This window comes from Paracoccus stylophorae, from assembly GCF_028553765.1.
GTDB lineage: Bacteria > Pseudomonadota > Alphaproteobacteria > Rhodobacterales > Rhodobacteraceae > Paracoccus > Paracoccus stylophorae.
The window spans coordinates 499784-512909 of record NZ_CP067134.1 but is presented as its reverse complement, the minus strand read 5'-3'; the positions used below and the strand labels follow the sequence as shown (position 1 = coordinate 512909).

General features: G+C 65.0%; 11 protein-coding genes. 5 read left to right on the top strand and 6 right to left on the bottom strand.

Annotated features, from left to right (window positions below; translation table 11 throughout):
• Positions 1-5 precede the first annotated feature (5 nt).
• Positions 6-827: a 2,3,4,5-tetrahydropyridine-2,6-dicarboxylate N-succinyltransferase gene (gene dapD / locus JHW45_RS02495; RefSeq protein WP_272859391.1), complete on the bottom strand. Its 822-nt coding sequence runs from the start codon at positions 825-827 to the stop codon at positions 6-8.
• 114 nt (positions 828-941) lie between these two features.
• Here dapD and JHW45_RS02490 point away from each other — a divergent pair, with 114 nt between their 5' ends.
• A complete protein-coding gene (locus JHW45_RS02490) occupies positions 942-1766 on the top strand; it encodes an LOG family protein (RefSeq protein WP_272859390.1) in 825 nt (274 codons plus the stop codon).
• A 52-nt stretch (positions 1767-1818) separates the two neighbouring features.
• Here the strand turns inward: JHW45_RS02490 and rlmN are convergent, their stop codons facing one another.
• Positions 1819-2991 (bottom strand): dual-specificity RNA methyltransferase RlmN, encoded by a 1173-nt coding sequence (gene rlmN, locus JHW45_RS02485; protein ID WP_272859389.1) that lies wholly within the window; start codon positions 2989-2991, stop codon positions 1819-1821.
• Positions 2992-3127: 136 nt separating this feature from the next.
• Positions 3128-3649, bottom strand: coding sequence for an invasion associated locus B family protein (locus JHW45_RS02480; protein ID WP_272859388.1), 522 nt, complete (start codon positions 3647-3649; stop codon positions 3128-3130).
• Positions 3650-3801: 152 nt separating this feature from the next.
• Here JHW45_RS02480 and JHW45_RS02475 point away from each other — a divergent pair, with 152 nt between their 5' ends.
• Positions 3802-4797, top strand: coding sequence for an asparaginase (locus JHW45_RS02475; protein ID WP_272859387.1), 996 nt, complete (start codon positions 3802-3804; stop codon positions 4795-4797).
• Positions 4798-4849: 52 nt separating this feature from the next.
• On the opposite strand, the gene JHW45_RS02470 is transcribed toward JHW45_RS02475, so the two are convergent.
• Positions 4850-5608: a TSUP family transporter gene (locus JHW45_RS02470; protein ID WP_272859386.1), complete on the bottom strand. Its 759-nt coding sequence runs from the start codon at positions 5606-5608 to the stop codon at positions 4850-4852.
• 110 nt (positions 5609-5718) lie between these two features.
• Here JHW45_RS02470 and JHW45_RS02465 point away from each other — a divergent pair, with 110 nt between their 5' ends.
• A complete protein-coding gene (locus tag JHW45_RS02465) occupies positions 5719-6726 on the top strand; it encodes an NAD(P)H-dependent flavin oxidoreductase (protein ID WP_272859385.1) in 1008 nt (335 codons plus the stop codon).
• On the opposite strand, the gene serB is transcribed toward JHW45_RS02465, so the two are convergent.
• Entirely contained in the window at positions 6716-7594 is an 879-nt protein-coding gene (gene serB / locus JHW45_RS02460; protein WP_272859384.1) for a phosphoserine phosphatase SerB, read from the bottom strand. The genes JHW45_RS02465 and serB overlap by 11 nt on opposite strands.
• A 176-nt stretch (positions 7595-7770) precedes the next feature.
• Here serB and JHW45_RS02455 point away from each other — a divergent pair, with 176 nt between their 5' ends.
• Positions 7771-8298, top strand: coding sequence for a BrnA antitoxin family protein (locus JHW45_RS02455; protein WP_272859383.1), 528 nt, complete (start codon positions 7771-7773; stop codon positions 8296-8298).
• 174 nt (positions 8299-8472) lie between these two features.
• A complete protein-coding gene (locus JHW45_RS02450) occupies positions 8473-9693 on the top strand; it encodes a hypothetical protein (RefSeq protein WP_272859382.1) in 1221 nt (406 codons plus the stop codon).
• Positions 9694-9745: 52 nt separating this feature from the next.
• Here the strand turns inward: JHW45_RS02450 and carB are convergent, their stop codons facing one another.
• Positions 9746-13084 carry a carbamoyl-phosphate synthase large subunit gene (gene carB, locus JHW45_RS02445; protein WP_272859381.1) on the bottom strand — a complete coding sequence of 1113 codons (3339 nt, stop codon included), beginning with the start codon at positions 13082-13084 and terminating at the stop codon, positions 9746-9748.
• Positions 13085-13126 lie beyond the last annotated feature (42 nt).

The following is a 13126-nucleotide window of genomic DNA, read 5'->3' as shown; positions in this document are numbered from 1 at the left end:
GCCGGTCAGTCGCGCAGCAATTCGTTGACCGAGGTCTTTGCGCGCGTGCGCGCATCCACCCGCTTGACGATCACCGCGCAATACAGGTTCACGCCGTTCTTCGACGGCATCGACCCGGCCACGACGACCGAGCCTGCCGGAACCTCGCCATACATGACCTGCCCCGTCTCCCGGTCCACGATCCTGGTCGACTGGCCGATGAACACGCCCATCCCCAGGACCGAACCTTCGCGGACGATGCACCCCTCGACCACCTCGGACCGGGCACCGATGAAGCATTCGTCCTCGATGATCGTCGGGCCGGCCTGCAACGGTTCCAGCACGCCGCCGATGCCGACGCCCCCGGACAGATGCACGTTCCGGCCGATCTGGGCGCAGGACCCCACCGTGGCCCAGGTATCGACCATCGTTCCGGCGCCGACATGCGCGCCCAGATTGACGAAGGACGGCATCAGCACCGCGCCCTTGTCGATGAACGCGCTGCGGCGCACGATGGCGCCGGGCACGGCCCGGAAGCCCGCCGCGCGCCACTGGTTCGCGCCCCATCCGGCAAATTTCGACGGCACCTTGTCCCACCAGTTCGCGCCCTGCGGACCGCCCGACATCTCCTCCATGTCGTTCAGGCGGAACGACAGCAGCACGGCCTTTTTCGCCCACTGGTTCACATGCCAGTCGCCGTCGCGCCTTTCGGCCACGCGCAGCTGCCCCGAATCCAGCCGGTTCAGCGCCTCGTCCACGGCTTCGCGCACCTCGCCCTGCGTCGCGCTGCTGATATCGGCGCGGTTGTCCCACGCGGTTTCGATGGCATGTTCCAGGCTGGTGGTCATCGCGGCCTCTCCTCGATCTGTCTCGTCCGGGTGGAAACTGTCACCACAGGGCTATAAGCGTGGCAAAAGGGCCGTGCAATCCGCGCGATCCGCGAAAAACGCCCGAGGCTTCCGATGAACGACAAAGACGACCGAGCCCATCCGTTTCCGCACAGCGACGAGGCGGTGGCCCGCGCCGGCCTGACCCCGGAAACGGCGCAGACCCGGTCGCCCGCCTATCGGCTGGCCTTTACCGACCGCGATTTCCTGCTGCGCGAGGAATTGCGGCCGCTGCGGCTGCAACTGGAACTGCTGAAGCCGCAGATGGTGATGGACGAGCGCGGGATCGAATCGACCGTGGTCATGTTCGGCGGCGCGCGCATCCCCGCTCCCCAGAACACCGATCTGGCGCGCACCCAGACGCTGGCGGAGCTGTCGAAATATTACGAACAGGCGCGACTTTTCGCGCGCGAGATGACGCGCCGCAGCCTGGAAACCTATGGCCGCGACTTCGTGATCTGCACCGGCGGCGGGCCGGGCGTGATGGAGGCAGGCAACATGGGCGCGGACGAGGCCGGGGGCGCGTCGATCGGGCTGGGCATCGTGCTGCCGCACGAACAGGCGCCGAATGCCTATGTGACGCCCGATCTGTGCTTCAACTTTCATTATTTCGCGATCCGCAAGATGCATTTCCTGATGCGCGCGCGCGCGATCACGGTCTTTCCGGGCGGCTTCGGCACGCTGGACGAGTTGTTCGAGACGCTGACCCTGGTCCAGACCAAGCGGATGAAGCCGATCCCGATCCTGCTGTTCGGGGCCGAATTCTGGAACCGGATCCTGAACTGGGACGCGCTGGCCGATGCCGGCACGATCAGCGCGGCGGATCTGGACCTGTTCCACTATGTCGAGACGGCGGAAGAGGCGGTGGCCATCATAGACGCCTGGAAAGAACCCTGCTGACGATGCGCCGCCCTGCGGGAACGCGGGTGCGAAAATCTGGCCGGGGCCGGTGTCAGCCCGCGGCTTCGGCCGCGATCTGCGCCTTCGACTTGCGGCCCCGTTCGGTCGCCGACTTCAACTGCCCGCAGGCGGCCATGATATCCTCTCCGCGCGGGGTGCGGATCGGGCTGGCATAGCCGGCCTTGTAGACGATGTCCGCGAACGCCTCGATCCGCTGCCACGACGACCGTTTATAGGGCGCACCGGGCCATTCGTTGAACGGGATGAGGTTGATCTTGGCCGGGATTCCCGCGATCAGCTTGACCAGCCGGCGCGCGTCGTCGTCGCTGTCGTTCACACCGTCCAGCATCACGTATTCGAAGGTGATGCGTTCGCTGTTGGACAGCCGCGGATAATCGCGCAGCGCGTCCAACAAGGTCGCGATGTTCCAGCGTTTGTTGATCGGCACCAGCCGGTCGCGCACCTCGTCGGTGGTGGCGTGAAAACTGACCGCCAGCAGGCAGCCGATTTCCTCGGCCGTGCGCGAGATTTCGGGGACGACGCCGCTGGTGGATAGGGTGATGCGGCGGCGCGACAGGCTCAGCCCCTCGCCGTCCATCACCACCTTCATGGCGTTGCGCACCCCCTCGAAATTGTACAGCGGCTCGCCCATGCCCATCAGCACCATGTTGCTGACCAGCCGCGTCTCGTTCTTCGGCGCGCCCGGCTGCGGCCATTCGTCCAGATCGTCGCGCGCCACCATCAGCTGCCCGACGATCTCGGCCGGGGTCAGGTTGCGCACCAGCTTCTGCGTGCCGGTGTGGCAGAACGAACAGGTCAGCGTGCAGCCCACCTGGCTGCTGACGCACAGCGTGCCGCGGCCTTCCTCGGGGATATAGACCGCCTCGACCTCGTGCCCGCCGGCGATGCGCAGCAGATATTTGCGGGTGCCGTCGGTGCTGACCTGCCGGGTCACGACCTCGGGCACGGCGATCTCGAAGCTCTGGGCCAGCAGGTTGCGGTAATCCTTGGCCAGATTGGTCATCGCCGCGAAATCGCGCACGCCCCAGTGATAGATCCACTGCCAGATCTGGCCCACCCGCATCCGCGCCTGCCGCTCTGGCGTGCCGGCGGCGATCAGCGCCTCGCGCAGTTCCTCGCGCGTCAGGCCGACCAAGTTCACGCGGCCGCCCTGGGGCAGCTTGCGGGGAATGGTCAGGACATCCTGCGTGATCGGAGCGGACATGGAAAACACCGGCGGCTTGCGTGAAAGAACCGCAGATAAGCGAAAAGAGCCGGTGTTTCAACCGGCCCCCTCTTCGGTGGGCAAATATCCCGGGGGAGTCACCGCAAGGTGACGGGGGCAGCGCCCCCTGCCCCGCCTATTTGCAGCGCGCCTGCGCGGTGTTCGTGGCCGCGGTGATGCCGGCCAGGCTGAACGTGTCCTTGGTCGTCGTCCCGCGCGCCGACCGGCCGGTGACGACGGCCGTCGATCCGGCGCGCAGGGCGCCGATCAGCTTCTGATCCTCGGACGGGCTGCCGGTCCAGGCGTTCTCGCCATCGGTGAACAGGTTGAATTTCTGTCCGCCGATATCGACCTCGACCGTCGAATCGGGCGCAAAGGGATAGCCGCCGGTAAACGACACCTCGCCGTTCTGGCCCGGACGATAGGCGACATACAGGCGGATATCGCCGCGGGTCACCTCGACCTCCTTGCCGTCCCTGGAATTCAGCGTCGATTTCGGCGGCGACACCGCCCAGCATTCCTGCGGATTGCTGGCCGCAAAGACGGTCCAGTCGTCCTCGGTCGCCACCACATTCGTCGATTCCTGTGCGCCAGCCGTCCCCAGGCCCGCCATCAGGATCGCGATGGCCACCATGCCGCGCAGGGTCGTGTTCTTCATGCTCTGGCCTCCTGCCATTCCGTTCGCCGCCTTGTCCGGCGTTGTTCCCGATTGCTGTGGTCTTTTCAACCATCTGCGAACAGGATAGCCAAAATCATTGCGCGAAAAAGAGCGCAAGGCATGAAATCGCGCAATTGTCAGGGAGGATTGCGATGAGATCGGCCGACATGATCGAATTGTGGCGCGGCGGACGGCGCGAAAGCCTGCATCGCGGGCATGCGGTGGTCTGCGACGCCAAGGGCATCGTCGAAAGCTGGGGAAAGCCGTCGCAGATCATCTTTCCGCGATCTTCCTGCAAGATGGTGCAGGCCCTGCCGCTGGTCGAAAGCGGGGCGGCGGATGCGGCCGGGCTGACCGACCGGCATCTGGCGCTGGCCTGCGCCAGCCACAGCGGCGCCCGGATGCATGTCGAGGCGGTGGAAGACTGGCTGACCACGATGGGGATGGGCGAATCCGATCTGCTGTGCGGCTGTCACATGCCGCGCGACCGCCCGGAAAACCGCCGCCTGACCTGTTCCGACGAAAGCCCCAGCCAGCTTCACAACAACTGCTCGGGCAAACACGCAGGCTTTCTGACCCTTGCCCGGCATCTGCGCGGGCCGGGTCGACAGACAGGCGACTATCTTGCGCCCGATCATCCGGTTCAGCGCGCGGTCAAGACCGCCTTCGAAGAGGTCACGGGCGAAATCAGCCCGGGCTTTGGCATCGACGGCTGCTCGGCACCCAACTGGGCCTGCACGCTGAACGGGCTGGGCCGCGCAATGGCGCGCTTTGCCTGCGCGGGAACCGACCGGCGCGGTCTGGCGATGCGGCGGCTGACCGACGCGATGCGCACCCATCCCGACCTGGTCGCGGGCGAGGGTCGCGCCTGCACCATGCTGATGCGGGCGATGGGGGGCCGGGTCGTGGCCAAGACCGGCGCCGAGGCGGTGTTCGTGGCGATCCTGCCCGATCAGGGGCTTGGCGTCGCGCTGAAGATCGCCGATGGCGGCACGCGCGCGGCCGAGGCCGCGATCACCGCGATCCTCGTCCATCTGGGCGTTCTGGACCAAGCTGAGCCGGTGGTGTCGCGCCTGCTGAGCGGGCCGATCCGCAACTGGCGCGGCATCGCGACCGGAGAGTTGCGCCTGTCGCCCGGCTTTCCCTGACATTGGGTGACAAGCCCTGCCGCCACCGTCCCGCGGCGCTGCGGCCCGGCCTTCAGATCATCTGCCAGATCAGCCGCGCGGCCAGCACCATCGAGGTCACGACCAGCAGCGGCTTGATCAGCCGCGATCCGATCCGCGCGGCCATGCGTGCGCCCAATGCCGCCCCCGCGATCTGCGCCACGCCCATCAGGATGCCCAGCATCCATAACGGCTTGCCGATCAGCGCAAAGGTCAGCAGCCCGCCCAGATTCGAGAACAGGTTCAACAGCTTGGTGTGCGCGGTGGCCTTCAGCACACCGTATCCCGCCAGCGTCACGAAGGCGATCATGTAGAACGATCCCGCCCCCGGCCCCACCAGCCCGTCATAGAACCCGATCAGCGGCACGACCGCCGCCGCGAACAGTGCGGGCGGCATGCGCCTGATGCGGTCCAGATCGTCGAGTCCGGGCTTCAGCGCGAAAAAGACCGCGATCCCGATCAGGATCACCGGCAGTGCCAGCCGCAACCCGTCGGTCGGCAACCGGCTGACCAGCGCCGCGCCAAGGATGCCTCCGGCCCCGGCGCCCAGGGCCGCGCGCCACTGCGTGCGCAGATCGACCAGCCCGCGCGCGGCATAGCTGACGGCCGCCGTCGCCGCGCCGAACACGCCCTGCACCTTGTTCGTGGCCAGCGCCTGCGCCGGCGGCACCCCCGCCAACATCAGCGCCGGCAGCGTGATCAGCCCGCCGCCGCCGGCGATGGCATCCACAAACCCCGCCGCGAACCCGGCGGCGATCAGCAGGACGGCAAGCTCGGCGGTCAGTTCGAACATGCGCCGCCCATGCGCCTTCGATGGCGGCTTGTAAAGGCCGCGGCGCAGCGGGGGTTTCACACCCCCGCACCCCCGTGGGATATTTGGACGCCAAAGACGAGGAGAGTAAGATGCTTGACCGCTTCGACCTGCGCCACAAGGTCATTCAGGCGCCCATGGCAGGGGTGTCCACGCCGGAACTGGCGGCGGCGGTGTGCGACTGCGGCGGGCTTGGCTCGGTCGCGCTTGGCGCGCTGGATGCGGATGGGGCGCGGCGCGCCATCGACCGGACGCGCGCGCTGACCGCGAGGCCCTTTGCCGTCAACCTGTTCTGTCACGCCCCGGCGCGGCGCGATCCGGCGCGCGAGGCCGCATGGCTGGAAAGACTGCGCCCCCATTTCGCCCGGTTCGATCGCGAACCTCCGCAGCGCCTGTCCGAGATCTATGACAGTTTCCGGATGAACGACGCGATGCTGGCCATGCTGATCGACGCGCGCCCTGCGGCGATCAGCTTTCATTTCGGGCTGCCGTCGCCCGAGCAAATCGCCGCGCTGCGCGAAACGGGTGCGATGCTGCTGGCGAGTGCCACGAATATGGGCGAGGCCCGCCAGATCGCGCAGACCGGAATCGATGTCATCGTTGCGCAGGGGTGGCAGGCGGGCGGCCATCGCGGCGTCTTCGATCCCGACGCCCACGATGCGCAGGCCGAGACACTGGCGTTGGTGAAGGACATCGCGCCGCTTGGGCTGCCGGTGATCGCGGCCGGGGGCATCATGACGCAAGACGACGCCCGCGCGGCGATGGCGGCGGGTGCGGCGGCGGTTCAAAGCGGCACGGCATTTCTGCTGGCGCCCGAGGCCGGAACCCCGGCGGCGCATCGCGCGGCGCTGACACGCGGCCGGACGATCATGACGCGCGCGATTTCCGGACGGCCGGCGCGCGGGGTGCAGAACCTGTTCACCGCCATCGACGGCGGCGATGCGCCGGATTATCCGGTCGCCTACGATGCCGCCAAGGCGCTGAACAAGGCCGCCCTTGCCATGGGGGAAACCGGCTATGGCGCGTTCTGGGCCGGCACCGGTGCGGCGCAGGCGGTCGCCCGGCCTGCGGCGGAGACCGTGGCGGCGCTTAGCCCGTGACGAATTCGGCGGCGCGATAGCCTTGCAGATACAGCAGCGCGGTCAGGTCGGCGTGGTTGATGCGGATGCGGGCCTGCGCGGCGACGACGGGCTTGGCGTGCAGCGCGACACCGGTGCCGGCCAGAGCCAGCATGCCCAGATCGTTGGCGCCGTCGCCGACCGCGATCACGTGGGACGGCGACAGGCCGCGGGCGGCTGCGATGTCGCGGACCGCCTCGATCTTGGCCTGCTGTCCCAAGACCGGCAGCGCGACGTGACCGGTCAGTACGCCGTCATCTGCCAGAAGGGTGTTGGCGCGGTGTTCGTCGAAGCCCAGGCTGGCCGCGACGGGGCCGGTGAAGGCGGTGAACCCGCCCGAGACAAGCGCCGCATATCCGCCATTCGCGCGCATCGTGGCGACCAGTTCGCGCCCGCCCGAGGCGAGGGTGATGCGCGTGGCCAGCACCTCGGCTATCACGGATTCCTTCAAACCTGCCAACAGGTTGACGCGTTCGATCAGGGCCTGATGAAAGTTCAGCTCGCCGTTCATGGCGCGGTTGGTGATGGCGGCGACGCGGGGGCCGGCGCCGGCGAAGATGGCCAGTTCGTCGATGCATTCCTGGTCGATCATGGTCGAATCCATGTCCGCCAGCAGGATGGATTTTCGGCGGCCGGCGGTGGGCTGGATGGCCAGGTCGATGCCGATGGTCTGCAGGTCGGACCAGACCCGATCGGCGTCGGCGGGCAGCGTCGGGATGTCGAATTCGCCAGCGATTCCAGGGTTCAGCCAGCGTGGCGCGCCGCCGTCCCACGACCTGGCCAGCCCGTCCAGAAGCGCGCTTTCAAGGTTGGCCGCAGCGGGCGCGGCGATCAGCGAGACGGTGTGCATGGGCGGCCTCATCGGGATGCGTCGGGGCCGTCTAGGCCGAAGATCGCCGCCGCACAAGCCGCGCACCGGGGCGGCACCGGGCGTGCACCGCGCGTACACCGACAACGGCCGGCGCGTTAAGGCCGCGTTAACCGCGCCGCGGCAGGGTCCACGCAGGCAGAACGGGGGCGACATCCATGGGCATCGGCAAGGCGGAACAGGCGCGGCGGGCCAATTACCACTATATGGCCGACGCGATGCGGATGCTGGAATGGGATCTGCACAGCACCATCCTGGACCGGATGCGCATCCCCGACGAATGGCACGAGATCGCGCGCCAGAAGCCGGGCCGGACCAAGACCCGGGTGACGCTGCGGCTGGACGAGGATGTGGTGACATTCTTTCGCAGCATGGGGCCGGACTGGCAGGTCCGCGTCAACCGGCTGATGTCGGTCTGGATGCATGCGCGACTGGCGGGGCTGATCCGGGGCGGCGAGACGATGGATTACCTGGCGCGGCGCGAGGATCAGCTGCTGGACGGCAAGCGGCCCGAATTCGGGGACTTGCAGCACGATCGCGACGATCTGTTCGGCGTGCCCGAGACGCCCGCCACCGGACGCGCGCCCTCGGCCGTGCCGATGCCCGGGACGCGGATCAGCTCCGAGGCGGGACGCAAGGCAAGGATCGAGGAGACGCGGAAGCGGAACGGGTTGGGGGAGGTGTGAGGGGTGGGCTTAAGGTGGGGCGGGTTTGGTGGAGTGTGGCGCTAGGGTGCGTGTTGATGTGCCAAATGGCTGTCGCGATGAGTGCGAGGAGGCACGCTAAGCTTGCTAAGCTTGCTTTTGCGTTTAAGGTTGAAGCGGGAAGGTGTCACAAGAGCAAAGACGTAGCGGATACTCATGCTAGACCCAGAAGATTTCACCTGTGCTAAAGCGCAAGATCCATTCCAACTTGAGGTCGACGAGCTTTCAATAGGAAGCAGAAGAATAAAGGGCGCAAAGCTTTCCATCTCTTATGAGGCTTCTTGGAGAGTAAAGATTGATCTAAGCGATCAAGTCGATGATTTAGAGGCGCTCGATCTGTTAATAACCGATAATACAGCGGTTTACTTCTCCGAAAAAGGGAAGGATTATCCAATAATAATTACAAAGGCGAGCCTTGGCGGATCAGGCAAAGTAGTGACGGGCACCCTGCAACGAGAGCCTCTCGCACTGGCCTATCATGAAGAATATCAAACAATATCTGGAATTCTTCTGTCCCCGCCCAAGCTGATAATGAGAGACATCCTTCTTACAGACGCCGACGGCAGGAATTTCAGAATAAGGCCCTTTGGCGCGCATAATGAATATCTTGCACACATCTCGACAGAATCGCAAGGAAATACTGACCATTTCTATGGCACTTTTAACGAGATATTTGATTTCTTCACTTTTTTGAAGGGTCTTCACTGCGGAATCGGACACATGATTGCGCAAGGGTTCGACGGAACCGTTGCCGCACGAGCAGTTGGCTTTACTAGACATGACGATTGCAAATCTAAAACGGGCTGGTTTGATCAGTCACTACAGAAAGCTTTGCCAGATCTTTTCTCAAAATTCTCCTGTTCGATGAAGAAGCCCCTCCTTCACAAAGCAATCAGGCAAGGCTTGAGTTTCTATCGCGCGTCCAACGCGTCGCGAGATGTGTCGATTGAAATGTCCATCATTGCATCCCACAGTGCGCTAGAAGCGATCACTAATTACATTTTGGAACATCTCGCAGGTTGGTCGAAAGCCATGCGCACAGACCGAACGACAAGTTTCTGCGACAAACTCCGTGCCGCTGTTGTCTTCATGGGCGTGGATGTAAACATATTAGAACATAGCCCGCAAGCTGAGGCATTGTCTAGAAATCGGAATATGGACGCCTTTGAAATGATAAGCTTTATTCGAAACAAGATTGTTCATCAAGATGCCAAATATGTGCCAAAGGCGCTTGAACTCCATGAAACTTGGTTAGTTATGCAATGGCTTACCGAAGTTCTGATCCTCGGTATGGTTGGGTACGAAGGCGAAATTGTAGATAGAAGAATTTATACCGGCTGGTCTGGAAAAAAGTGTGTATTAAAATTTAGGCACTAGAAAATCAATCCCTTGGTATTGAAGGTAAATCCTAAAGACGAAAGTCTACCTACTAAGCCTGCAACGACCTCACCCCGACCTCCCCCTCTTCCCGCGACCGGATCGCGGCCACGGCGGCGATGCTGCCCGCCGCCGTGGTGAAATACGGGATCTTGTCGTAGAGGGCGACGGCGCGGATGTCGCGGCTGTCGGCGATGGCCTGGGTGCCTTCGGTGGTGTTCAGGACCATGGCGATGTCGCCGTTCTTCAGGCGGTCGACGATGTTGGGGCGGCCTTCGTACACCTTGTTGACGGGGGTCGACTCGACGCCGTTCCGGGCGAGGAAATCGGCGGTGCCCGAGGTCGCGACCAGCGAGAAGCCCATATCGGTCAGGTCGCGCGCGGCGGCGGCCATGGCGTCGGTCTTGTCGGTGTCGCGGATCGAGACGAAGATGCGGCCCTCGTGCGGCAGGTGGGTGCCGGCGCCGATCTGGGCCTTGAGGAAGGCACGCGGGAAGTTGCGGTCCCAGCCCATCACCTCGCCCGTCGAGCGCATCTCGGGGCCAAGCAGCGTGTCGACGCCAGGAAAGCGGGCGAAGGGCAGCATGGCCTCTTTGACGGAAAACCACGGCGTGATCGGGTCGGCCAGCGTCAGCGGATCGGCGAAGGGCAGGTCATCCTCGGGTCCGACGCCTTCGGGATAGGGGGCGCGGGCGGGGAAGTTCGACATCTTCTCGCCCGCCATCAGCCGCGCGGCGATGGAGGCGATGGCGCTGTCGGTGGCCTTGGCGACGAAGGGGACGGTGCGCGAGGCACGGGGATTGACCTCGAGCACGAAGATCTCGCCGTTCCGGATCGCGAACTGCACGTTCATCAGCCCGACCACGTGCAGGGCGCGGGCCATGGCGGCGGTCTGGCGTTTCAGCTCGTCGATGGTGGCGGCGTCCAGCGTGTGCGGGGGCAGCGAACAGGCGCTGTCGCCGGAATGGACGCCCGCCTCCTCGATATGTTCCATGATGCCGGCGACGTGGACGGTCGTGCCGTCGGACAGCGCGTCCACATCGACCTCGATCGCGCCGGACAGGTAGCTGTCCAGCAGCACCGGGTTGCGTCCCGAGACGGTCACGGCCTCGGTGATATAGCGTTTGAGGTGGTCCATGTCGCGCACGATCTCCATCGCGCGGCCGCCGAGCACGTAGGAGGGGCGGATGACCAGCGGAAAGCCGATCCGTTCCGCGATGGCGATGGCCTGGGCGTCGCTGCGGGCGATGCCGTTGATCGGCTGCTTGAGGTTCAGCCGGTTCAGCAGGTCCTGAAAGCGTTCGCGATCCTCGGCCAGATCGATGGCGTCGGGGGTGGTGCCCAGGATCGGAATCCCCTCATCCTGCAGCGCGTTGGCCAGTTTCAGCGGCGTCTGGCCGCCGAACTGGACGATGACGCCGTGCAGCGTGCCGTTTTCCTGCTCGACCCGCAGGATTTCCAGCACGTGTTCCAGGGTGAGCGGTTCGAAATACAGCCGGTCCGAGGTGTCGTAATCGGTCGAGACGGTTTCGGGGTTGCAGTTGACCATGATCGTCTCGTACCCCGCGTCGGTCAGCGCGAAGCAGGCGTGGCAGCAGCAATAGTCGAATTCGATCCCCTGGCCGATGCGGTTGGGACCGCCGCCCAGGATGACGACCTTTTTCGCGTCGGTGGGGCGGGATTCGCATTCCACATCGCCCATCGCGGGGGCTTCGTAGGTGGAATACATGTAGGGGGTCTGGGCCTCGAATTCGGCCGCGCAGGTGTCGATGCGCTTGAACACCGGGCGGATGCCGGCACGGGCGCGGGTGCGGCGGATGTCGGTTTCCTCGCCGCCGGTCAGGGTGGCAAGGCGCGCATCGGTGAAGCCCATCATCTTCAGGTCGCGCAGGCCGTCCGGATCGGTGGGCAGGCCGGTTTCGCGGACGCGGTGTTCGGCGTCGACGATCTCGCGGATGCGGGCCAGGAACCACGGATCGAAGCTGGTGACGCGCTGGATCTCGTCGTCGGTCAGGCCGAACCGCATCGCCTCGGCGATGATGCGGATGCGGTCGGGGGTCTGGTTCGACAGCGCGGCGATGACGGCGGGCCTGCCCTGTTCGGACGCGCCCTCAATGGCGATCTCGTCAAGGCCGGTCAGGCCGTTTTCCATGCTGGCCAGCGCCTTTTGCAGCGATTCGTGAAAGCTGCGGCCGATGGCCATGACCTCGCCCACCGATTTCATCGCGGTGGTCAGTTCGGGTTTGCTGCCGGGAAACTTCTCGAACGCGAAGCGGGGGATCTTGGTGACGACATAGTCGATGCTGGGTTCGAAACTGGCGGGCGTGACCTTGGTGATGTCGTTGTCCAGCTCGTCCAAGGTATAGCCGACGGCCAGTTTCGCGGCGATCTTGGCGATGGGAAAGCCGGTGGCCTTGGATGCCAGCGCGGATGAGCGCGAGACGCGGGGGTTCATCTCGATCACGACCATGCGGCCGTCTTCGGGGTTGATAGCCCATTGCACGTTCGAGCCGCCGGTTTCCACCCCGATCTCGCGCAGGACGGCGATAGAGCCGTTGCGCATGCGCTGATATTCGCGGTCGGTCAGGGTCAGCGCCGGGGCGACGGTGATCGAATCGCCGGTATGGACGCCCATCGGATCGACGTTCTCGATGGCGCAGACGATGATGGCGTTGTCGGCGCGGTCGCGCACCACCTCCATCTCGAATTCCTTCCAGCCCAGCAGGGATTCGTCAATCAGCACCTGCGCCATGGGCGAGGCATCCAGCCCCGACCGCACGATGCGTTCGTAATCGTCGCGGTTATAGGCCACGCCGCCGCCGGTGCCGCCCAGCGTATAGGCGGGGCGGATGATGGCGGGCAGGCCGATATCCTCCAGCGCCTCCAGCGCCTGCCGGACGCCTTCCTTGACGTCGTATTTGCCGTTGGGCAGCTTCGGCGCGGCGACGATGGTGGCGCGCGGATTTTCCAGCCCGATCCGGTCCATCGCCTCGCGGAACAGCTTGCGATCCTCGGCCATCTCGATGGCGGAACGCTGCGCGCCGATCAGTTCCACCCCGTAACGGTTCAGCACCCCGGCATCGGCCAGCGCCAGCGCGGTGTTCAGCCCGGTCTGCCCGCCCATCGTGGGCAGCAGCGCGTCGGGACGTTCCTTGGCGATGATCTTTTCGACCATCCCCGGCGTGATCGGTTCGATATAGGTCGCGTCGGCCATTTCCGGGTCGGTCATGATCGTCGCCGGGTTCGAGTTCACGAGGATCACGCGATACCCTTCCTCGCGCAGCGCCTTGCAGGCCTGGGCGCCGGAATAGTCGAATTCGCACGCCTGCCCGATGACGATGGGTCCGGCCCCGATGATCAGGATGGACTTGATATCGGTTCTTTTGGGCATGAAAGCCTCCGGGCTGTCTGGGACGCGGGCAAATCGTCCGGG

Excerpts from the sequence above, each read along its gene's own strand:
- rlmN (WP_272859389.1), bottom strand. The coding sequence starts at position 2,991 with ATGTCCGCTCCGATCACGCAGGATGTCCTGACCATTCCCCGCAAGCTG.
- JHW45_RS02475 (WP_272859387.1), top strand. The coding sequence starts at position 3,802 with ATGAGATCGGCCGACATGATCGAATTGTGGCGCGGCGGACGGCGCGAA.
- serB (WP_272859384.1), bottom strand. The coding sequence starts at position 7,594 with ATGCACACCGTCTCGCTGATCGCCGCGCCCGCTGCGGCCAACCTTGAA.
- JHW45_RS02470 (WP_272859386.1), bottom strand. The coding sequence starts at position 5,608 with ATGTTCGAACTGACCGCCGAGCTTGCCGTCCTGCTGATCGCCGCCGGG.
- JHW45_RS02450 (WP_272859382.1), top strand. The coding sequence starts at position 8,473 with ATGCTAGACCCAGAAGATTTCACCTGTGCTAAAGCGCAAGATCCATTC.
- JHW45_RS02490 (WP_272859390.1), top strand. The coding sequence starts at position 942 with ATGAACGACAAAGACGACCGAGCCCATCCGTTTCCGCACAGCGACGAG.
- carB (WP_272859381.1), bottom strand. The coding sequence starts at position 13,084 with ATGCCCAAAAGAACCGATATCAAGTCCATCCTGATCATCGGGGCCGGA.
- JHW45_RS02455 (WP_272859383.1), top strand. The coding sequence starts at position 7,771 with ATGGGCATCGGCAAGGCGGAACAGGCGCGGCGGGCCAATTACCACTAT.
- JHW45_RS02480 (WP_272859388.1), bottom strand. The coding sequence starts at position 3,649 with ATGAAGAACACGACCCTGCGCGGCATGGTGGCCATCGCGATCCTGATG.
- JHW45_RS02465 (WP_272859385.1), top strand. The coding sequence starts at position 5,719 with ATGCTTGACCGCTTCGACCTGCGCCACAAGGTCATTCAGGCGCCCATG.
- dapD (WP_272859391.1), bottom strand. The coding sequence starts at position 827 with ATGACCACCAGCCTGGAACATGCCATCGAAACCGCGTGGGACAACCGC.